The organism is Kitasatospora papulosa, assembly GCF_000717245.1.
Taxonomy (GTDB): Bacteria; Actinomycetota; Actinomycetes; order Streptomycetales; family Streptomycetaceae; genus Streptomyces; species Streptomyces papulosus.
Genome location: NZ_JNYQ01000007.1, coordinates 200,779 through 221,901, shown reverse-complemented (window position 1 = coordinate 221,901; position 21,123 = coordinate 200,779). Strand labels below are relative to the sequence as shown.

The 21,123-nt window shown below is 64.9% G+C and carries 16 protein-coding genes and 3 pseudogenes; 15 read left to right on the top strand and 4 right to left on the bottom strand.

Annotation, left to right across the window (positions count from 1 at the left end):
- Positions 1-58 precede the first annotated feature (58 nt).
- From IA22_RS0121050 to IA22_RS0121040, 3 genes are read left to right on the top strand one after another with little or no spacing between them, the layout of a single operon-like run.
- Positions 59-2,176 carry a type I restriction-modification system subunit M gene (locus IA22_RS0121050; RefSeq protein ID WP_030124474.1) on the top strand — a complete coding sequence of 706 codons (2,118 nt, stop codon included), beginning with the start codon at positions 59-61 and terminating at the stop codon, positions 2,174-2,176.
- A complete protein-coding gene (locus IA22_RS35345) occupies positions 2,173-3,468 on the top strand; it encodes a restriction endonuclease subunit S (RefSeq protein WP_157840933.1) in 1,296 nt (431 codons plus the stop codon). The genes IA22_RS0121050 and IA22_RS35345 overlap by 4 nt, the downstream gene beginning before the upstream one ends.
- On the top strand, positions 3,465-6,644 hold the full coding sequence (locus IA22_RS0121040) for a type I restriction endonuclease subunit R (protein ID WP_030124473.1): 3,180 nt from the start codon (positions 3,465-3,467) through the stop codon (positions 6,642-6,644). Before IA22_RS35345 ends, IA22_RS0121040 begins: the two co-directional genes overlap by 4 nt.
- A gap of 73 nt (positions 6,645-6,717) precedes the next feature.
- Here IA22_RS0121040 and IA22_RS0121035 read toward each other — a convergent pair whose 3' ends face one another.
- Both IA22_RS0121035 and IA22_RS0121030 read right to left on the bottom strand, forming a co-directional pair.
- Positions 6,718-6,918: a DUF397 domain-containing protein gene (locus IA22_RS0121035; protein ID WP_030124472.1), complete on the bottom strand. Its 201-nt coding sequence runs from the start codon at positions 6,916-6,918 to the stop codon at positions 6,718-6,720.
- Positions 6,915-7,799, bottom strand: a complete 885-nt coding sequence (locus IA22_RS0121030) for a helix-turn-helix domain-containing protein (protein ID WP_030124471.1) — start codon at positions 7,797-7,799, stop codon at positions 6,915-6,917. The genes IA22_RS0121035 and IA22_RS0121030 overlap by 4 nt, the downstream gene beginning before the upstream one ends.
- 312 nt (positions 7,800-8,111) lie before the next feature.
- Between IA22_RS0121030 and IA22_RS0121025 the strand changes: the two genes are divergently transcribed.
- Both IA22_RS0121025 and IA22_RS0121020 read left to right on the top strand, forming a co-directional pair.
- Entirely contained in the window at positions 8,112-8,411 is a 300-nt protein-coding gene (locus IA22_RS0121025) for an NIPSNAP family protein (protein WP_030124470.1), read from the top strand.
- A 508-nt stretch (positions 8,412-8,919) separates the two neighbouring features.
- Positions 8,920-10,011 carry a hypothetical protein gene (locus IA22_RS0121020; protein ID WP_030124469.1) on the top strand — a complete coding sequence of 364 codons (1,092 nt, stop codon included), beginning with the start codon at positions 8,920-8,922 and terminating at the stop codon, positions 10,009-10,011.
- Positions 10,012-10,045: 34 nt separating this feature from the next.
- Here the strand turns inward: IA22_RS0121020 and IA22_RS0121015 are convergent, their stop codons facing one another.
- Positions 10,046-10,426 carry a hypothetical protein gene (locus IA22_RS0121015; protein WP_030124468.1) on the bottom strand — a complete coding sequence of 127 codons (381 nt, stop codon included), beginning with the start codon at positions 10,424-10,426 and terminating at the stop codon, positions 10,046-10,048.
- A 105-nt stretch (positions 10,427-10,531) separates the two neighbouring features.
- On the opposite strand from IA22_RS0121015, the pseudogene IA22_RS34190 reads away from it, so the two are divergent.
- The 8 genes and pseudogenes from IA22_RS34190 to IA22_RS0120980 all read left to right on the top strand — a co-directional run.
- Positions 10,532-10,890 (top strand): annotated as a pseudogene (locus tag IA22_RS34190) (helix-turn-helix domain-containing protein).
- Between the two features lie 68 nt (positions 10,891-10,958).
- Positions 10,959-11,369, top strand: a complete 411-nt coding sequence (locus tag IA22_RS0121005) for a VOC family protein (RefSeq protein WP_030124467.1) — start codon at positions 10,959-10,961, stop codon at positions 11,367-11,369.
- Positions 11,370-11,551: 182 nt separating this feature from the next.
- Positions 11,552-12,046: an ATP-binding protein gene (locus IA22_RS0121000; protein WP_030124466.1), complete on the top strand. Its 495-nt coding sequence runs from the start codon at positions 11,552-11,554 to the stop codon at positions 12,044-12,046.
- Between the two features lie 48 nt (positions 12,047-12,094).
- Complete coding sequence (locus IA22_RS34185) at positions 12,095-12,583, top strand: hypothetical protein (protein ID WP_030124465.1); 489 nt, start codon at positions 12,095-12,097, stop codon at positions 12,581-12,583.
- Entirely contained in the window at positions 12,580-13,230 is a 651-nt protein-coding gene (locus IA22_RS0120990) for a hypothetical protein (RefSeq protein ID WP_030124464.1), read from the top strand. Before IA22_RS34185 ends, IA22_RS0120990 begins: the two co-directional genes overlap by 4 nt.
- On the top strand, positions 13,230-17,951 hold the full coding sequence (locus IA22_RS0120985) for a putative T7SS-secreted protein (protein ID WP_030124463.1): 4,722 nt from the start codon (positions 13,230-13,232) through the stop codon (positions 17,949-17,951). Before IA22_RS0120990 ends, IA22_RS0120985 begins: the two co-directional genes overlap by 1 nt.
- Before the next feature lie 891 nt (positions 17,952-18,842).
- The gene (locus tag IA22_RS38285) at positions 18,843-19,316 is read left to right on the top strand and encodes a barstar family protein (protein WP_362433322.1); all 474 of its coding nucleotides are present in this window, start codon (positions 18,843-18,845) and stop codon (positions 19,314-19,316) included.
- A gap of 158 nt (positions 19,317-19,474) precedes the next feature.
- Positions 19,475-19,978: pseudogene (locus tag IA22_RS0120980) on the top strand (IS701 family transposase); the annotation flags it as partial.
- On the opposite strand, the pseudogene IA22_RS37635 reads toward IA22_RS0120980, so the two are convergent.
- Positions 19,956-20,234 (bottom strand): annotated as a pseudogene (locus tag IA22_RS37635) (NF041680 family putative transposase); the annotation flags it as partial. The pseudogenes IA22_RS0120980 and IA22_RS37635 overlap by 23 nt on opposite strands.
- Position 20,235: 1 nt before the next feature.
- On the opposite strand from IA22_RS37635, the gene IA22_RS36820 reads away from it, so the two are divergent.
- Complete coding sequence (locus tag IA22_RS36820) at positions 20,236-20,676, top strand: hypothetical protein (protein ID WP_143685073.1); 441 nt, start codon at positions 20,236-20,238, stop codon at positions 20,674-20,676.
- Between the two features lie 12 nt (positions 20,677-20,688).
- Positions 20,689-21,021: a hypothetical protein gene (locus IA22_RS34180; RefSeq protein WP_030124461.1), complete on the top strand. Its 333-nt coding sequence runs from the start codon at positions 20,689-20,691 to the stop codon at positions 21,019-21,021.
- Positions 21,022-21,123: the final 102 nt, after the last annotated feature.

Here is a 21,123-nt window from a genome sequence, read left to right as displayed (position 1 = left end):
CAGTACCCGCTCCGGTAGGCCGGAGAGCGGGGGGTCCGAAAGGAAACCGGGGAATCCCTTGAACAGCAGCAAGCACACGGAGCTGGCGAACCACGCCTGGTCCGTCGCCGACCTTCTGCGCGGCGATTACAAGCAGTCCGACTACGGAAAGGTCATCCTTCCGTTCACGGTGCTGCGCCGCCTGGAATGCGTGTTGGAGCCGACGCGGGAGAAGGTCGCGGAGGCTGTCGTCCGGTGCAAGGAACAGGACCTCGACACGGATTACTTCCTTCCGCGGGCGTCGGGCCACTCCTTCTACAACACGAGCAGCCTGACGCTGAAGAAGATCGCCGGTGACCCGGACAACGCCGCCACGAACCTCCAGATCTACATCGGCGCCTTCTCGCCCAACGCCCGCGAGGTGCTGGAGAAGTACGAGTTCGCCCAGCAGATCCGCAAGCTCGACAGCGCGAACCTGCTCTACCAGGTCATGGGGAAGTTCACGGACCTGGACCTGCGCGCCGAGGTCGTCTCCAACCACAACATGGGGTACATCTTCGAGGAGCTGATCCGTCGCTTCTCCGAGCAGTCGAACGAGACCGCGGGTGAGCACTTCACCCCGCGCGAGGTCATCAAGCTGATGGTCAGCCTGCTGATCGCCCCGGACGGCGACGCACTGAGCCTGCCGGGAGTCGTACGCACGGTCATGGACCCGGCCTGCGGCACCGGCGGCATGCTCAGCGCTGCCGAGGACTACATCAAGGCGTACAACGAGGACGCCACAGTCGAGGTGAGCGGCCAGGAACTCAACCCGGAGTCCTGGGCGATCTGCCGGTCCGACCTGATGATCAAGGGGCAGGAACCGGAGAACATCGCGTTCGGCAACTCCTTCTCGGACGACGGTCACAAGCGGGAGAAGTTCGACTACCTGCTGGCCAACCCGCCGTTCGGCGTGGAGTGGAAGAAGGTCAAGGAGGAGGTCGAGTACGAGCACAACAACCTCGGCGACTCCGGCCGCTTCGGCGCGGGTCTGCCCCGTATCAACGACGGCTCGCTGCTCTTTCTCCAGCACATGATCTCGAAGATGAAGCCGGTGGACGTGAACGGCGGGGGCGGCTCGCGCGTCGCGATCGTCTTCAACGGTTCCCCGCTCTTCACCGGCGCGGCCGGCTCGGGTGAGTCGGAGATCCGCCGCTGGATCCTGGAGAACGACTGGCTTGAGGCGATCGTCGCCCTGCCGGACCAGCTCTTCTACAACACGGGCATCTCCACCTACTTCTGGATCCTGACGAACCGCAAGGACGCCCAGCACAAGGGCAAGGTCGTCCTGCTGGACGCGCGCGACCAGTGGGTGAAGATGCGAAAGTCGCTGGGCGACAAGCGCAAGGAACTGGGCGACGGGACGGGCGGCAAGCCGAACCACATCGGCGACATCACCCGCCTGTACGGGGAAGCCGTGACGGCCGCGGCGAACCCGGAGCACCCGCTGCACGCCAAGGTGAAGGTGTTCGACAACACGGCCTTCGGCTACCAGCGGATCACGGTGGAGCGGCCGTTGAAGCTTCGGTTCGAGCTGACGGAGGAGACGCTGGCGGCGCTGCTGGCGTCAAAGCCGGTGCAGAAGTGGGCGGAGGAACGCTTCCTGCCGCGTGAGCCGGAGCTGGCGGCGAAGGCGAAAGCGCGCCGAAAGCTGACGGACGAGGAGCAGGCGCAGTACCAGAAGCTGGCGGACGCCGAGGCGCAGGTGCTGGGGGACGCATTGAGCCCGCTGCTGGGCAGCGAGTGGGCCACCAAGTCCGAGGCGCAGGTGGCGGTACGGAACGCCATGGCGGAAGCCGGTGTCCAGGGCCCGACGGGCGCACCGTTCACGAAGGCGCTGCGGGACACGGTGGGGATCCGGGACCCGGAGGGCGAAGTGCAGCTGCTCAAGGGTGGGGAAAAGGAGCCCGACGGTGAGCTGCGGGATTACGAAAGCGTGCCGCTGGGCGAGGACGTCGAGGAGTACCTGAAGCGGGAGGTACACCCACATGTGCCCGACGCGTGGGTCGACCACACGAAGATGAGGGTGGGGTACGAGATCCCGTTCACGAGGCACTTCTACGTGTATGAGCCGCCGCGATCGTTGGCGGAGATCGATTCCGACCTTAAGGCGCTTGAGGCGGAAATTCAGGCTCTGCTCAACGAGGTGACAGAGTGAACTGGCCGGTTCTACCACTAAAACGATTGGTTGACCCTGCCCGCCCCGTCACATATGGAATTGTCCAGGCAGGTCCTGACACACCTGGCGGCATCCCCTACATTCGCCCAGCGGACATGACCGCCGGGTTCGGCGTCACGGACCGATCCAAGCTCCTTCGGACGACGCCAGAGATTGCGTCCTCGTATCGCCGGTCCACGGTAACGACGGGTGATCTCGTCGTATCCATCGGGCCGTCATTCGGAAAGGTAATGATCGTCCCTGGAGAGCTAGACGGGGCCAATCTTACTCAGGGAACCGCACGAGTAGCCGCTGCGGAAGGCACCAACGCACAATTCCTCTACTGGGCACTTCAATCAACTGTCACCCGCCAGTTCTGGGCGTCTAGTGTAAGCGGTGCAACCTTCCGTGCCCTGAATCTCGAGCCACTGTCCCGAACTCCCGTCACTCACGCGCCACTCAAGGAGCAGCTCCGCATCGCCGATTTTCTCAATGTTGAGATCGCTCGCATAGATCAGTTGGCGACAACTCGCAACAGCCAAGCCTCCGCGCTAGACGAGCGTGAACTGGCAGTGATCGGCGATATGCTGTCCGGCAAGGCAACCCGAGACAATGGAAAGCCGACAGGTTGGCGTTGGCTGCCGTACGTTCCAGCTAGCTGGAAAATCGGTCCCGTGTATGCATACTACCGCACCGAACTTGGCAAGATGCTAAACGCGGATCGCGCATCCGGTGACCGACAACGATCGTATTTGAGAAATGCTAACGTGCATTGGTATAAAATTACCACAGCCGACATGGCCACAATGCATTTCGACCCATCTGAGACGCAACGTTATTCCGTGCGAGCTGGCGACCTGCTGGTTTGCGAAGGCGGAGCAGGTGTCGCAGAAGCCGCAGTGTGGGATGGCCGGATCGAGGACTGCTACTTCCAGAAGTCACTGCACCGGGTGAGGAAAGATGGACCCCTACCTGTCGAATGGTTGATGTTCTGGCTTCGGCTCGCTAAATCATGCGGAGTGTTCGAGGCTGATGGCAACATCTCGACCATTCCGCACCTCACGGGAGAACAGCTGAGGGAATACAGGATTCCTATCCCCGATGATGCCCAGGACCGAGTAGAAAAAATCAACCGGGCACTTGCTGTGATGGGAAGCGCACGCGCTCGCCTAAAACAAGCTCAAGGCCTGCTCGCCGAACGCCGCCAAGCCCTCATCACCGCCGCCGTAACGGGCGAGTTCGACGTCTCCACCGCCAGTGGCCGCAACGTAACGGACGGAGTGCACGCGTGAGCCCCATCCACGACGAGTCCGCCTTCGGCACCGCCATCGTCGCCGCCATGAGCGAGCGCGGATGGCGCGAGGCCCACCCCGGGGACTACCAGGCCGACCTCGGCCTCGACACCAACGAGCTGTTCACGTTTCTCGGCGAGAGCCAGCCCCGCGAGTGGGACGAGCTCCTCGCCGTCTACGGCAACGACCCCAACGCCGCCCAGCGCGGCTTCGCCCAGCGCCTCGACAAGGCCATCAGCGACGACGGCCTCCTCCACGTCCTCCGCAACGGCGTCAAGGACCGGGGCGTCCGCCTCCGCGTGGCCTACTTCAAGCCGAACCTCGTCGCCGACGACTCCGTCCTCGACGGCTACCGCGCCAACCGCCTCACCGTCGTACGCGAGCTCGTCTACGCCACCAAGCAGGCCGACTGGGGCAACAAGCTCGACCTGACTCTGTTCCTCAACGGCATCCCCGTCGCCACCGCCGAGCTGAAGAACCCGCTCACGCGGCAGGGCGTCGAGCACGCCAAGGAGCAGTACCGCACCGACCGCGACCCCACCGAGCTGATCTTCACCCGCCGCGTCATCGCCAACTTCGCCGTCGACCCGGACCTCGTCTTCGTCGCCACCCAGCTCCGGGGCAAGAACACCCGCTTCCTGCCCTTCAACACCGGCTCCAACGGCGCCGGCCTGCCCGGAGGTGCCGGAAACCCGGCCCCCACCGCGTACGGCACGTACGCCACCTCCTACCTGTGGGAGCAGGTCTGGGCGCGGGACAACTGGCTGGACCTGCTCCAGCGGTACGTGCACCAGCAGAAGAACAAAACTCCCGGTGGCGGCACCACGAAGTCGACGATCTTCCCGCGCTTCCACCAGTGGGACGTGGTTAAGAAGCTCACCACTCACGCAGCGACCTTCGGCGTGGGCCAGAACTACCTCGTGATGGCCTCCGCCGGCTCCGGCAAGTCGAACACTATCGGCTGGCTCGCCCACCGTCTGAGTGACCTCCACGCCGACACCGACCCCCGGACGCTCGACCCGGATGCGCTGTCCTCCGGCCGGATCAAGCCGGGCGTACCGGTCTTCGACAAGGTCATCGTCATCACGGACCGCCGCAACCTCGACGCCCAGCTCCGCGAGACGGTGGGCAGCTTCTCGCAGACCGAGGGCCTGGTCGTGAAGGTGGACGAGAAGCACGGCTCGAAGAGCGAGCAGCTCGCCCGCGCGCTGTCACGGGACACGGGCAAGATCGTCACGGTCACCCTGCACTCGTTCCCGGCCCTGCTGGACTACATCCAGCGCAACCCGACCAAGATCGAGGGCACCAGCTTCGCCATCATTGTGGACGAGGCGCACTCCTCCCAGTCGGGCGACGCCGCCACCGCCGTCCGCGCGGCCCTGCGTGACCTCGGTCTGGACTCCGACTCTGAGGACCAGGGTGCGATCACCGTCACGCTCGACGAGAAGCTGAAGAAGAAGGCCGCGGAGCGCTCACAGGCCGCGAACCTCTCCTACTTCGCGTTCACCGCCACCCCGAAGGCGAAGACGCTCGAACTCTTCGGCACGGAAGACATCGTGGACGGCAAGGCGGCTTACCGCCCCTTCCACACGTACTCCATGCGCCAGGCCATCGAGGAAGGCTTCATCCTCGATCCGCTGCGGAACTACGTCACGTACAACACGTACTGGAAGCTGGTGAACCAGAATCCGGACGAGCGCGAGGTGGACCCCTCCAAGGCCAACAGCCTGCTCGCCCGGTACGCGCTCACCCACGAGTACACCGTCTCCCAGCACGCTCAGGTGATTGTCGAGCACTTCCTGGCGCACTCCCGCGGCCGGCTCGGTGGGCGGGCCAAGTCCATGGTGGTGACGGGTTCGCGGCAGTCGGCCGTGGAGATGGCGCGGGCGATCAAGAGCTACATCAAGGACCGGGAGTACGACACCAAGTACCCGGACCTGGGTGTCCTGGTGGCCTTCTCCGGCTCGCTCACGATCGACGACGAGGAGACGACCGAGCCGAAGGAAAACGGCGGGATCGCGGAGAGCGCGCTGCCGAAGGCGTTCGCGTACACGCGTGCAGACGACAAGGCGGTCGGCGCGGGCGGCCGGGGCCAGCAGGAGTACAAGATCCTGGTGGTCGCGGAGAAGTACCAGACCGGCTTCGACCAGCCGCTGCTGACGACCATGTACGTCAACAAGAAGCTGACCGGCATCTCCGCCGTCCAGACCCTCTCCCGGCTCAACCGCACCGCCGACCGCAAGAACCAGGCGGACCTCGCGGTCCTGGACTTCGCGAACGACGCCGAGGACATCCGGGACGCGTTCCGCCCGTACTTCGAGGAGGCCAACACCCTCCCGTCCGACCCGAATCTGCTCTACACCGCGCAGAGCCGGGTGATGTCGGCGCCGATCATCTCGGAGTCGGAGATGGACGAGTTCGCTGCGGCATACTTCGCGGCGAAGGAGAAGGCGGCCGGCTCGCAGGCCAAGTGGGAGAAGCTGCACGCGGAGCTGTACCGGCTCCTGTCCCCTGCCGTCGCCCGCTTCACCCCGCTCATGGAGAGTGAGGAGGAGGACGATGTGGAGACGGCGGAGGACTTCCGTGCGGACCTGAACGACTACGTGCGCAAGTACGGCTTCCTCGCCCAGATCGTTCCGTACCGCGACGCCGAGTTGGAACGGCTCCACCTCTACGGCCGCTACCTCCTCAACCGGCTCCCCCGCCGTGCGGACGGTGGCGTCGACATAGGCGAGATCGACCTCAGTCACCTGCGGGTGGAGAAGACCGGCGAGTACGACGTCTCCCTGACCCCCGAGGGGTCCGCCCAGCTCCCCGGCTTCGGTGACGGCACGGGTGGCGCAGCGGAGGCGGAGAAGTCGCTGCTGTCGGAGCTGATCGAGGCGTTCAACGCCAAGTTCGGCACGGACTTCACCGAGGAAGACGTCCGGAAGCCGTTCAACAAGACCACGGAAGACCCCAAGGTCCGAGCGGCGGCCGTCGTCAACGACGAGGCCAACTTCGGCAAGGTCTTCGACCGGGCCTTCGCCGACAACATGGCCGACCACATCGAGACGACCGCCGGCATAGGGCGCCAGTACTTCGGCCCCGACAAGAGCTTCCGGTCCAACCTGGACCGCAGCGCACGCCGGGCGGCGTGGCGGATGATCCGCCGCGAGGAGAACGTGGACGAGTAGGGCCTCTACGTACAGGAGCGGCCCCGCCGCAACGCCGGATCGGCGCGCGGCGGGGCCCTCTCACGTACGTCGCTTAGCCAGTGACGAGCCCCACGAAGCCAGCCCAAGCACCGGGCCCGACGGTCAGCACAGGGCCATTGGCCTGCTTCGAGTCCCGGACGAACACCTCGGCAACGGCGGCAGCCACCTCGACACACTCGCCGCCTTCAGCCCCGCTGTAGCTGCTCTTGACCCAAGCCAGCTCCTGCGTGACAGGAGCATCAGTGGTCTTCATAGCTCTCCCAGCAACTTCTCGATGAATACCAGAGACTCCTGCGGAGTCAGAGCCTGCGAACGGATGATCCCATAGCGTGCCGCCACAGAGCGCACCTCGTCGCGATCGGTCAGCAGGATGCTGCGCCCTTGTACCTCCAAGTACGCGAGTTGCTCACCGCTCCTGCGCGTGATCAAGGTGAACGGCCCATCCAGCCCCGCATTGTCTTCGCGGACAGTCGGCATGACCTGAATCTCAACGCTTCGCTGACGGCCCACGAGAAGGATCTGCTCAAGCACTCCCCGCAGCACGGGCTTTCCGCCGAATGGCCTCCGCAACACGGCTTCCTCGATCACGAAGCTGATCAGGGGAGCGGGCCACCGGTTGAGTACCTGCTGTCGAGCAATGCGAGACAACACACGCTGCTCAATGATGTCCTCGTCCAGCAGCGGCCGCCGCATCGCAAGCAGAGCACGGGTGTACTCCTCGGTTTGCAGTAGCCCAGGTACGGCACTCACTGCGTATAGGAAGAGCTCCAGCGCCTCGGCCTCCAGTCGCGCAGCATCCCGAAAGAACGCCGGATACTGCGACCGCGCCAACTCCTCCTTCAACGCCACCAGCAGTCCCCCGGCGTCCAGCACCCGGTCCGCCTTGTCGATGAACTCCGGCTGCGGAATCCGCCGCCCCTGCTCGAACGAGGCCACCGACTGCGCCGCGTACCCGACCCGCTTGCCGAACTCCACCCGGTCCAGCCCCGCCCGCACCCGCAGCAGCTTCAACTGCCGCCCGAACGCGACCGCAACTCCGTTCTCCGCCTTGCCCTCCGGCTGGGCGGAGGCACCCGACGAGCGCTCCGCACCCTCCTCCGCACCCACGCCAGCATCCATCTCGTCCTGCGTCATCCGCCACCGCCTGTCCCCGTACGCACACGCACCACGTCAGTCGCGCCCAACCGTCACACAACAGACAGCACTTCACAGCTCAACCGACAGGACGACATCACCCACGTCTGCGGCCCTCGAACCACCGCGCCCGCCTTGTCTCGTCCCACTCGGGCACCGTAACCACCGGGTCGCCCACCTGCACAGCGTTCGCCGGTAGGTCCCTCCAAAGAGTGGGTACAAGCGGGGCCGACGCTCATCCATCCCTGCCACCCGTGGATTACTCAGCCTCTGCGGTGGCGCACCGAGTCGACCCGCGAGAGGACACCCCTCATGGCCAAGACCACCCAGCTCCGCACCTACACCGTCCGCGAAGGACTGCTGGACGAGTGGGCGCAGCGGTGGAAGGCCGAGATCCTGCCGCTGCGTCTTGAGTGGGGGTTCGCGATCGGCGGTGCCTGGGTCGACCGGGAGCACAACCAGTTCGTCTGGCTGATCACCTACGAGGGCCCGGAGACGTTCGCTGAGCGCAACGCGATGTACGCGGACTCGCCGGCCCGCAAGTCGATGGACCTCGATCCGGACGACTACCTCGTCACCACCGAGGAGCGGACGGTGGAGGAGTGGTACTGAGCCGACGCGCCGTCTCCGCCCACGGGCATGGGCTTCGAGCCGCTCGTAGCCAGGGTCGGCGGACCAGATGCGGGCCGCCCGTCGAGTGGCGAGGAAGCGCCCGCCGGGGGGCCGCGCTCGCCTCTGACAGCCCTCCTCAATCAGGCATGGCCCGGGCGGGCTCGACGCTCGGGGCTGAGACGTCGAGCGTCGAGCTTCGAGGGCGGATTGGTCACCCATTAGAGGGACGCCCTACGAGGCCCGGACCCGACGCTTGAGCTTCGGGACACGAGAGCCGGGACGCGGGCTCCGGGATTCGAGCGATGTTGTCCACCCGGTAGGTGAAAGAAGGGTTTTGGGAAAACCTCCCCACCCTCCCCACCCCGTCACGGCCAGCTGATATGACTAAACGTGATGAGCTTGCAGCACGTCGTGACGACTGCTTACGGTGCCCCCAACGAAACGACCCCGACGCGGTGCAGCAAACACCAGGCCGGGGTCTCACCCCAAGATCGAAACGGACGATCTCGTGGCTATCGAGCACCCTAGCCCTGCCCTCCCCGCACCCGCATCCTCGCGCCCGTACGCGAAGGCCCGCCCCGGCTACGGCAAGCGAACCGCGTCAGGCCAACGCGCGCCCCAGGCCGATGACTTCGCCCTGATGCCGGATCGCGAGCGGTACATCGCCGGATACGTCGACCGGCTCCCCGACGGCGCGGCGATGGACATCAAGTCGCTGGCCAAACACCTGCCCCTGTACGGCCAGATGGCCGTCTCCAGCGCCCTGAAGGCCCTCGGGGTAGCGGGGCACCTGCGGCGCGTGCGCTGTCTGGCCGGTGAGCGGGACCAGGTCCGCTGGGTGTCCCGCACCTACTGGTCCCGGACCGCCCGCGACAACGAGTGGTGGGACGCCTTCCTGACCACCCAGGGCAGCGTCCCCGCACCCGAGGCGACACCCGCTCCCCTGCCGGCCGACGCCGGTCCGCAGGCCCCGGTCGCTGCGTCACCCCGGAACGCGGCCACCTCACCGGCCGCACCGCCCGAGCCCGCCCCGCGACACACCGCGGTTGCCCCCGATGCCGCCGCCGCAAGCGTGACGCACCCCGCGCCCGCGCCCCCTGCCGTGCCCGGGCAGCGCACGCACGGGGCGGCCCAGGTCGCGCTCTCTCCCGCGTACCTCGCGCTGGCCCAACTCGGCCGCGTGGACGCGCGCCTGGCCCTCTCCGCAGCCGACTGCCGCGTCCTTGAGCCCCTGGCCGCCGCCTGGTTCACGCGTGGCGTGGATGCCGACTACCTCACCCATGCCCTCACTGCGGGCCTCCCCGCACAGGTGGACTCCCCCGTGGGCTTCGTGCGCCGCCGCCTCACCGACAAGCTGCCACCGCGGCTGACCAGCAGCACCGCCCCTGCGACGGCCGCCGCCACCAGGGGGCCTCGCCTGCTGGCGGAGTGCACCGAGTGTGGCCGTCCCGGAGCGCCCGAAGCACTGCCCGACGGCCTGTGCAGGAGCTGTCGCACCGCTGCGTCGGACACCACTCCGACAGCGCCCGCAGGCCCACCGGCCGAACGCGATGTCCACGCGCTGGTCAGCCGGCTCCGCGAACTGACACGACTGCCCTGACCACAGCACCCTCGCAGACTGCGGACGGGGGATCTCAGAGGTCGCCGAGCTCGGTGGCGAGGTCCGGATCGCGCATGCCGGGGAAGGCATAGCCCTCGGCCTCGTCCCACGGGACGTCGAGGTCATCCATGTGGACGCGCCACTCCGCTTCCGGCAGAGCGCGGCGCAACTCGGAGACGGAGCCCAGCACATGGTCGAGCACCGGCAGCACCTTGCCGGGGTCGAACGGCATCTTGGTGGAACCGGCGACGACCTCGTCCGGCCGGCTGCCATCGCTGTTGTAGAGGTACAGGCTTTCCTCGTCCTCGTACGGGAAGGACGCCCTGTGAGCGGCAACGATCCGCTCGACAGCGGCCGTCTCGGCATCCGTCAGCGGTGTGGCCCGGCTCGCGCAGTAGTAGAGGGAGACGCTCATGGTCCGAGCCTACTGACGGGGTACGACAGTGCCTTCCGGCTCCGGGCAGCCGTCCCGTGGTGGGATGGTGCTGTGAGCCGGACCGCCGAAGAGACCAACCGCCGTATGCTCCGCGCGCGGGACGCGATGGACCGCGCGTACGCGCAGCGCTGGACGTGCCTGCCCTCGCCCGGATCGCCCACATCTCCCCGGCACACTTCGCCCGCACCTTCCGCGCCACCTTCGGCGAGACCCCGCACCGCTATCTGCAACGCCGCCGCGTCGAGCGGGCGATGTTCCTGCTGCGGGAGAGCGAACGAAGCGTCACGGACATCTGTTACGAGGTCGGCTTCGGCAGCACGGGCACGTTCAGCCGTACCTTCAGCGACATCGTCGGCCGGTCGCCGAGGACGTACCGCAAGGAGTCGGCGGCCGTGGACGTACCCACGTGCTTCACGAAGGCGTGGACGCGGCCGAGCGCCTGAGCCGCCTGACCGCCGACCGAGCAGTTTCGGATAAGTTTTCGCCGGTCCCGCCGACTAGCGTGATTCACATGTTCAACGCGATCACGCACTCACAGATCTACGTCCTCGACCAGGACCAGGCCCTCGATTTCTACGTCGGCAAGCTCGGCCTGGAGGTCAATGCCGATGTCGACATGGGCTTCATGCGCTGGCTCACGGTAAGCGTCCCAGGGCATCCCGACCGCCAGGTACTGCTGGAGAAGCCCGGCCCTCCGGCGATGTCCGAGGAGACGGCCGAGCAGGTCCGCGAACTGCTGACCAAGGGGGCACTGGGCAGCGCGCTCATCCTCACCACGGACGACTGCCGCAAGACGTACGAGACTTTGCTGGCCCGGGGCGTGGAGTTCACCGACGAGCCGACGGAGAGGCCGTACGGAATCGACTGCGGCCTCCGCGATCCCTTCGGCAACCACCTCCGCTTCACCCAGCTGAAGGACTGAGAACCGAAGGCGGGGGCGCTCGGACGGCGGGGGCGGTTCGACACCGGTTCCGGCCGCGCCCGCCCCAGAGGGCCGCCGCGCGCCCCCCTCCTGCGTACAGGCAGATGCACATCACGTACAGCCGTCTGGCGACAGCGCGTCACCCCTGGTCACGCTCGGCCACAGTGCATCAGCGTTGAGGCATGACCAGCAAGCAGCCACCCCTCCCCAAGCGTCCCGCGCGCACCGCACAACCCCGCTTCACCTGGCACCACTTCACGATGCGTTTCAGCTCCACCCCACGCGGCGCCCGTCTCGCCCGACGCCTGGCCGGCGAGCGTCTCGACGCCTGGGGCATCCCGTACGGGAGCGAGGCGCACGATGCGTTGCTGCTGACCGTCGCCGAGCTCAGTAGCAACGCGGTGCGCCACGGCCACGTACACGGCCGCGACTTCCGCCTCCGTCTCGTCGCCGAGGGCACGGCCATCCGCATCGAGGTCACGGACACCCGGGGCGAATGCCTCCCTACCCCCGTCGGCCCTGCCTCACCCGATCAGGAGGGCGGCCGCGGCCTCCTTTTGGTCGCCGCACTGGCCGATCGCTGGGGCTGGTATCCGTGCGTGGACGGGCCGGGCAAGACGGTCTGGGCGGTCCTCGAAGTCTCCCGGCGCCCGGAGCGACAGGATTCCAGCCAGTAGGCAGTATCACGTTGCACTTGAAAATCCACGCATGTGATGATCCTTCGTATGACCACGGGTGGGGGCGGGATACCGGAACAGCAGCGCAGGCGGTCACGGCTGGCGGACCTGGACCTTCCGGGTCCGCCTCCCCGGCGGGCACTCGCTGCAACGTCGGTCGATATCCAACAGGAGCAGTTGCGGGCGGCGCGGCGTGAGTTTGCTGTGTTGCTGGGTGAGTTTCGGCGTACGGCGGTGTTGGTGCCTCTTGATGGGGCCGGTGATCTGTGGTCGGCGGATCTGAACGGTGTGCGCTGGATCTGTGCTTTCTCGGACGAGGAGGCGCTGGCACGGTTCGCGCTGGCCCGTGGTGAGTCCGGGCGGGAGTGGGCGTATCGGACCGTTCTCGGTGCGCGGTTGCTGGATGTGATGGTGCCGATGTTGCCGGGTCCTGGCGGGGTGGCGCTGGATGCGGGCAGTACGGACGGGATGTTGTTCCCGCCGGTGGCGGGCATCGTTCCGGATGCGGTTGCGGTGGATCTCGGGGGGACGCGGTGAGCGGTGGGGAGGGGTCGGATCTTCAGGTTCCGCCGGAGGCGTTGGCGCTGATCGCGAAGGGGATCGATCTGGCGCATGCGGAGCTGAAGGAGCTCGGGTTCATCGGTGAGGCGTCGGTGGGGCGTGGTTTTTCCGATCTCGCGTTGTCGGGTCTGGAGTTGGGGCATGGCGGGCTGACGTCGGAGTTCGAGACGTTCTGCAACCGGTGGGAGTGGGGTGTGCGGGCCCTGACGCAGAAGGGCAACGGCTTCGCGCTGGGGGTGGGGCTGTCGGCGGGTTCGTATGCCGAGCAGGAGCAGTACGTCAAGGACTCGATCAAGATCGGTGTGAACTCGCTGAACGGGAATCCTCATGCATCCGAGGACGAGGTCAAGGCGATGAGCTGGGACAAGGTCAGTACGCAGTCCGCGTATGACAACCCGGACTACAGCCGCGAGTCGTGGGATGCGGCCCATGCCGAGGTGAAGCAGACCTGGAAGGACACCGCCTACGACGTGGAGGACGCCGCGCTCGATTCGATGGAGCGCAACGGGCTGCTGGCGCCGGAGGTGCGGGACGCTGCGGACGAGCGGCTCAGGGAGCAGCTTGATCCGTCGCAGGAGACGATCGATCAGGCTGAGCAGCCGCGGTGGGGGGAGAGTCGCTGATGGTGGACTGGGGGAAGTGGGGCGACGCTCTGTACGACGGTGCGGGCAACCTTGTCGACAAGGGCAAGGAGGTTCTCGGCGAGGGGATCGACAAGGGCACCGATGTGCTCGGCTCGGGCCTGGAGAAGGTCGGTGCCGATGAGTGGGCGGACAAGGTCGAGGACTGGGGCGATGAGACCGCCTCCTCCTTGGGCGCGGAGGTCGGGGAGCAGCAGCTCGGTCAGACCGAGGAAGCCGACGAGCTGATCCATGGGCGGCCGGAGAAGATCAGTGCGGCGGTGAAGAACCTCCGGGATTTTCAGAAGGCGTTCGATCTCGTCGGTGGCGGGATGAAGAAGCTCGACTCCGGTCACTGGAAGGGCGAGGCCGCCGACGCGTTCCGGGCCAAGTTCCAGACGTTGCCGACCGACTGGTTGCGGGCGGCGGATGCGTTCGAGGACGCGGCCAAGGCGCTGGAGACGTTCGCCGGGGTGGTGACCAGCGCGCAGGCCAAGGCCGGTGAGGCCATAGCCCTGTACAGGGAGGGCAAGCAGGACTACGAGACCGCGGCAGCCGCGTTCAAGGAGAAGGCGGAGGCGTACAACGCGGTCCGCAACACCGACCATCCGCTTCCGCATCCGGGGACGTTCTCCGATCCGGGTGAGGCCAAGCGCCGGCACGCGCAGGAGATCCTTCAGCGGGCCCGGCGGGCGCGTGACGACGCCGGCGAGGCCGCGAAGGGTGCGATCACGGCCGCGATGGCGCACGCTCCGAAGGAACCGACCGGGATGGACCGGGCGAAGCAGGAGCTGTTCGACTACGGGGTCGGCCAGGGTATGGAGCTGGCGCACTTCGGCGGTGGTGTCATCAAGGGCACCGCGGGGCTGGTGAACTTCGTCCGGTCGGTCAATCCGCAGGATCCGTACAACCTGACGCACCCGGCCGAGTACTACAAGGGCGTCAACATGACGCTCGCCGGCCTCACCTCCACCGTCGCCAACCCCGACCGCGCGCTGAAGAACGCCTGGGACGCGGCCAAGGGCGACCCCTCCGAATTCCTCGGCCGGCTCGTGCCCGAACTCATCGGCACCAAGGGCGGGGGCCTGATCAAGGGCGGCCTACGGGCCGGGATGAAAGACCTCGCCGAACGCCCCAAAAGTCCCAACCGCCGGGGTCACGAAGACAATCCTGACTCCCACGGGCAGCAGTGCAGCAAGGTCAAGTGCGCCGGGGATCCCATCGACGTCGCGACCGGGCGCATGCTGCTCCCGCAGACCGACATCGTGCTGCCCGGGTCGCTGCCCCTGGTCTTCGAGCGTGTCTTCGACTCCTCGCACCGGGCCGGCCGCTGGTTCGGCACCGGCTGGTCCAGCACCGTCGACCAGCGGCTGGAGATCGACGCGGAAGGCGTGGTCTTCAGCTGCAACGAAGGCAGTCTGCTCGCCTACCCGCACCCCGCACCCGGTGTTCCCGTCATGCCCACGCACGGCCGGCGCTGGCCCCTGGACCGGGTGGCCGACGGCTACACCGTCACCGACCCGGAAACCGGCCAGGTCCGGCACTTCGTCGACCAGCCCACCGGAGACCTGGCGCTCCTGGCCCAGATCGACGACCGCAACGGCCGCTGGATCGCCTTCGAGCACGACGAGGCAGGAGCCCCGGCCTCGATCGTGCACCACGGCGGCTACCACCTGAAACTCACCACCGCCGAAGGCAGGGTCACCGCCCTGCACCTGGCGGGCGCCGGCCCCGACGGCACAGACCAGGAGATCCTGCGCTACGGCTACACCGACGGCCACCTCACCACGGTCACCAACTCATCGGGCAAGCCCACGCGCTTCGACTGCGACGAACTGGGCCGCATCACCGCCTGGATGGACACCAACGGCAGCCGGTACGAATACGTCTACGACGAACACGACCGCTGCCTCTACCAGAGCGGCACCAACGGCCACCTCGAAGCCCGCTTCACCTGGGACGACACCGACCCAGACACCGGCCTACGCACGACGACCATGACCGACAGCCTCGGCCACACCACCCGATACGTGATCAACGACCGCTCCCAGGTCATCACCGAGATCAACGCCTTGGGAGCAGCCACCCAATTCGAGCACGACCGCTACCACCGGCTCCTGTCTGTCACGGACCCCCTCGGGCACATCACCCGCTCCACCTATGACGAACACGGCAATATGACCTCGGTGATCCGCCCGGACGGCCGAGAGATAACCGCCGAGTACAACACCCTGGGCCTGATGGTGCGGGGCAAGGACGTGGACGGAAGGGTCACCCGACAGACCTACGACGCGCGCGGTAACCGTACGTCGGTCATCGATGCCTCGGGTGCGTCGACGACGTACATCTACGACGAACTGGGGAACCCGGTCTCTGTGACCGACGCACTCGGTCATCGCACGACCGTACAGTGCGACGCGGCCGGCCTTCCCACCAAGATCACCGACCCGCTGGGCGCGACTACACGCTACGAACGCGATGCCTACGGCCGCCCGGCTTCCCTGGCGAATGCCCTGGGTGCAGTTACTCGGTTCACTTGGACCACGGAGGGGAGACTCGCTCATCGTATCGGTGCCGACGGCAGCGAAGAGTCCTGGACATACGACGGCGAAGGCAACTGCACCACGCACACCGACGCCACGGGCACAGTCTCCCACTTCGAATACACCCACTTTGACCTCATGGCCGCCCGCACAGGGCCAGACGGTGTGCGCTACGCATTCTCCTACGATGCCGCACTCCGCCTCATCCAGGTTGTCAACCCGGACGGGAGGTCCTGGAAGTACGGCTACGACGCGGCTGGTCGACTGATTTCCGAGACTGATTTCGACAACCGAGCACTATTGTACGAACGAGATGCAGCAGGTCGTCTCTCCGCCCGCACCGACACCCTCGGACAGAGAATCCGCTTTCGGCGGGACAAGCTTGGTCGCGTCATTTCCAAGGACGCTGCAGGGGCGGTCACCTCTTTCGAATACGACGTCTTCGATCAACTAGCCCAAGCAACTGGTCCAGATGGGACTCTCGCCCGTCTCCGTGACCGGCACGGGCACCTCATATCGGAGACTGTCAATGGCCACGTCATCTCGTACGAACATGACATTCTCGGTCGCAGAATCGGCCGCCGTACGCCAAGCGGCGTGACCAGTAGCTGGTCCTACGATGCCGCAGGAAGAAAAGTCTCCCTCACCGCCTCCGGCCATACCCTTTCCTTCGAACACGACGCAACAGGTCAGGAGACGACTCGTCATATCGGCGACAGCGTCACTCTGGCCAACGAATACGACCCGATGGGGCGCCTCACCACTCAGCACCTCACCGGACCGGGCTCCCAAAGCATCCAACGCCGTGACTTCACCTACCGCGCGGATGGTCACCTCGTAGGCCTCGTTGACCAGCTGTCCGGACGTAAAGTGTTCGACCTGGACCTGATTGGTCGCGTTACCGCCGTCCACGCCAAAAACTGGACCGAGCGCTACACCTACGACGAAGTAGGAAACCAGACTGAAGCCTTCTGGCCGTCACCGCAGTCGAGCCAAGAAGCCGTCGGAACCCGTGTCTACACCGGCACAGCCATCACTCGTGCCGGCACCATTCGCTATGAACACGACCAACTCGGCCGCATCACCGTCCGCCAGAAGACCCGTCTCTCCCGCAAACCGGACACGTGGAATTACAAATGGGACGCCGAAAACAGACTTATTTCTGCAACCACCCCCAACGGCAATCAATGGAAATACTCGTACGATCCACTGGGACGCCGCACCGCTAAAGAACAGCTGACCTCTGATGGAAGCATCGTAGAAAAAATATCGTTCACCTGGGATGGAAACACTCTGTGCGAGCAGAGCACCACCGGTGGCAACCTACCTCGACATGTAACCCTGACTTGGGATTACGACGGCTTTCGGCCTCTGACACAAACAGAACGGGTTTACTCACCGGACGCCACTCAGGACATTGTCGATGAGCGCTTCTTCGCCATTGTCACAGATCTCGTCGGCACCCCGACAGAACTCATCGACGAGTCGGGGGCTTTCTCTTGGCGCACACGCAGCACACTATGGGGCATAACTGCCTGGTCCACGGACAGCACGGCTTACACCCCGCTTCGCTTTCCCGGTCAGTACTTCGACGCCGAAACCGGTCTACACTACAACCACTTCCGCGTCTACGATCCCGAAACGGCCAGATACCTCACCAACGACCCCTTGGGGATCGCGCCAGCGCCCAACCCGTCAACATATGTATCTAATCCGCGCACTTCAACAGACCCTCTCGGCCTGTCGCCATGCCCGCCGAAGGGTGAAGCGAGTAACCCGTTCAAGAAGAGAGGGGACGCAGAGAAAGCCGCCTTCGAAGCTGCAGGCGTACCCTATGGCGAGACGCCAATCGCAGAATGGACGGTCACCGGAGATAAGAACTTGAAATACGTTCCCGGGTACACGTACGCGAAAGATCCATCCCATTGGGGAAATTTTCGGCAATTCGAGACACCTCAAGGGTCCCGAGTCGTCGTTGAACACGTTTCTGACCCGGCGGGTACGCATTTCCACGCTGGGAAACCAAAAATCGACGATACTCGCAGCTTGGTGAATTTCGGCTGGGACAATAGCAGAGTACAGCGCCCCGATGGAAAATTCGGATACCCACAGGACATGGAGCGATACGCAAAGATAAACAAGCCCGGAGGGGATCACCACTTCTTCTACGAAGAAAACTAAAACAGTACACCATTCTAAGCAATTAGGAGCAGAAATGTCAGAACACATTGCCCTGAATTGGCGGGAAAATCTACGCTCCTGCGGCTTGACCGTACTGGAGGGGGACCCCCCTAGTTCGGCACCCATGCCAGTGACAGCCATCCATTACGTGACGGGCGTGGAGGCGGAGCCAAGCAGCAGCGTTGAAAAGAGAGGGCCAGACGCCCTCGATGAAGTTTACCGTCGATGGCAGACTGAGACTTCCGGACGGCTGATCAATTCAGAAGTCGGAGAATTTTTTATTCTGCCGCCCGGAGGCGGGGGCGCCTCTGCCGGATGGATTCGGGTGCGGGATGCCACAGGAACTTCACTGCCATCCCGCATCGCAGAATTGACCGGGTCGCCAGAACTCCTGAGCTTGTCTGTGGACGGAAGTTACCTCTGCGCAATCACCGAGGAAGATGACGAATACTGGATCTTCGTTCATCGACTGGAGCAGTAATGTGCGACATCCCGGTGGTTGCTCTGATCATCCCTGAGTCTTCGAGCTCGCAACCAGGGGGTTCACCCTCTCTCCGACAGCGCCTATTGGGCTGACGTAACTTCGGGATTCTTGAAGCGTTCTCGCCGTGGAGAAATATAACTTGGGCCAGTGGGGCGGGCCGGGCCTTTATGGGCCAAAATGGTGGACTGAAGAGTCTGCAAAAAGTGGGAAAAATGGCGGCTACCAAATTCCGACCCACGAACCCTCAGGGAAGTCAATTACATACCAGGAATACGGGACCTACCATCGCCGAAAAACCATAAGCCGGGTAGTGAGCGCTGGGTGTTCGGTAGTGACGGGTCCGCCTACCACACTCCTACTCACTATCAGTCGTACATTGCGGGAAGAAGTCCCGGATAGGTAAAGTGATGAGAGAAGAGTCGCAGGGGACCCAGCTTGCCCCATGGATGCATCTGGTGACGACGGGCGGCGGTCTACGTCTTGACCAGCTCTTGCCCGCGTCGGGTCACGTCTACGTGGCTCGTCTGAATGGCCAAGACATGGCCGACGAGATGTCTACATTTGAGAATTTTTATTCCTCGCTGAGGTTCCCCGAATATTTCGGATGGAACTGGGATGCCTTTTATGATTGTCTTCGCGACCTCCAATGGCTTTCCGCGGACTACCATATTCTGATTATTGATTCCGCAGACAGTGCTCTTCGCCAGGACAGCGCTGCCCGCACAGAGTTGTTCAGATCTCTTTGGCGTGCCGGTAAGCGGTGGTCCTACACTAAGCGGCCCGAGGGTGTGACACTCAGTAGATTTTCTGTCGTCCTTTCATGTGACCAGGAGTCTGCATCCAATTTGGCGCGGGACCTAAGGCAATTTCAGAATCAGTGAGATTTTCTCGGCAGAATTTACAGCCGGGAGTTCTAATAGGGCTTGGTCATGTGCGGTTTGTGATGGCGTGTCTTCTTGATCGGTCGTGTCGTTGATCGTGTGTGCTGAGTGAGGAGTTGGCTGCGGTCCGGTGTGATCTGGAGGACTTCGCGGCGGAGATGTTCGAGCCGTTCGCGCGGGCGGATCAGCGGCGGTGGGGTGGGGTCTATCTGCGGGGCCTGCTGCTGGACGGTGGGCGCAAGTCGGTGGAGCCGATGGCCACCCGCCTGGGCGAGGACGGTAACCGGCAGGCGCTGGCCCACTTCGTTACTTCCAGTCCGTGGGATGCGGCGCATGTGCGGGCCCGGCTGGCCTGGCGCATGCAGCCGGTCGTCAAACCCACGGCGCTGGTCATCGATGACACCGGGTTCCTCAAGGACGGGGACGCTTCGGCGTGTGTGACCCGGCAGCACACCGGCACCGCGGGCAAGGTCACCAACTGCCAGGCCGGTGTCTCACTGCACCTGGCCTCCAACGGCGCCTCGGCGGCGGTGAACTGGCGTCTGTTCCTGCCCGGGAGCTGGGACCCCGCCTCGCCGAAGGCCGATCCGGCCAAAGTCGCCCGCCGTGACAAGTGCGCCATCCCCGCCGAGGTGGGCCATGTCGAGAAGTGGCAGCTGGCTGGTTGTTCTTGCGGCCGGGTGGGCGTCCTGGGCCGGGTCGGGCGGTTTTCGGTGCTTCGGCTGGGCAGGCGGCCTTCGTGCGGAGGTGCCGAAAGTCGCAGCGGACTCGTGCGGGGGTGAGTCTGTCGGGCGGGGTCGGTTTCTCCCACGGCCTGCGGAGATCGGCTGCCAGTGGGCGGGCGAGCCGGAGCTGGGTGAAAGCGGCGAGGATCAGCCAGGTCCAGCGGTCTGCGGCTTCGGGGCTGCGGATCTTCGGGTTGAACAACATGCTTGGTGGTGGCATCACTGAGCGCGAACCATCTACCAATGACGACAGTGGTGACGAGCACGGCAGTAACCGTGATCCTGCGCAGGACATCGACGACATCGTGGCGTACGCCAAGAGCCGGGGATGGCCCGTGAAGCCGGGTCAGCGCGCCCCCGCGATCGCCAACCGCCTATCGATTGACTGGCTTAGCGAGAACCTTGAGCGCCGAATCGGTGTTGAAGGGTACGCCTGGACGAGCGGGTCGTCGATGTCTCATGGCGAGCACGCTGCCGATACGGCGTCGTGGATTGAAGTTATACCCCGCGTAGGCCCTGGGTTCACCGGACCGCTGGACGGGGCAATGAAGATGGACGGGCGCAGTATTGGGTATCGCGTTTCCCAAACACCCGACAACGTGTACCGTGTGGCTACATACTGGCTCAATCCCTAAAGAAATAGGCTCATGTCCGACCTGACTCGATTGACCCACGAATTGATCGAATCGACGCACGAGGAAAAAACCTCGAAGATCCCTGATCCCGTGCGCGATTTCATCGAAAGAATTACCTTCGCTGCACCCGAAGACATCCTCTCCGCCGTGCATGAGGTGCTGGCGGAGGACTGGATGGCGATGCCGGTATGGGCCCGCAATCTCGCTTACCGGCTTGTCTGCTTGCAGCGCCCGGATGATGCCGAACTGCTACGCGAAGCGGCAGCCGACCTGTTCTCCTTCGGCCCCGACTGGGACGACATGGCGGAAGAGCTGCGAGATCGAGCATCCCGACTGGAAAGCTGACACGAATCCATCAGGCCGGCCGGCGGCGCGTTCGCTGACCTGAAACCGACGGCGTGACCACCCATCCTTCTGCACGGCTGGACCGAGATCGCCGCGCCGGAG

Coding starts and splice junctions, on each gene's coding strand:
- IA22_RS0121035 (WP_030124472.1), bottom strand. CDS start 6,918: ATGAAGACCACTGATGCTCCTGTCACGCAGGAGCTGGCTTGGGTCAAG.
- IA22_RS0121030 (WP_030124471.1), bottom strand. CDS start 7,799: ATGACGCAGGACGAGATGGATGCTGGCGTGGGTGCGGAGGAGGGTGCG.
- IA22_RS0121025 (WP_030124470.1), top strand. CDS start 8,112: ATGGCCAAGACCACCCAGCTCCGCACCTACACCGTCCGCGAAGGACTG.
- IA22_RS0121015 (WP_030124468.1), bottom strand. CDS start 10,426: ATGAGCGTCTCCCTCTACTACTGCGCGAGCCGGGCCACACCGCTGACG.
- IA22_RS0121005 (WP_030124467.1), top strand. CDS start 10,959: ATGTTCAACGCGATCACGCACTCACAGATCTACGTCCTCGACCAGGAC.
- IA22_RS0121000 (WP_030124466.1), top strand. CDS start 11,552: ATGACCAGCAAGCAGCCACCCCTCCCCAAGCGTCCCGCGCGCACCGCA.
- IA22_RS34185 (WP_030124465.1), top strand. CDS start 12,095: ATGACCACGGGTGGGGGCGGGATACCGGAACAGCAGCGCAGGCGGTCA.
- IA22_RS0120985 (WP_030124463.1), top strand. CDS start 13,230: ATGGTGGACTGGGGGAAGTGGGGCGACGCTCTGTACGACGGTGCGGGC.
- IA22_RS38285 (WP_362433322.1), top strand. CDS start 18,843: ATGAGAGAAGAGTCGCAGGGGACCCAGCTTGCCCCATGGATGCATCTG.
- IA22_RS34180 (WP_030124461.1), top strand. CDS start 20,689: ATGTCCGACCTGACTCGATTGACCCACGAATTGATCGAATCGACGCAC.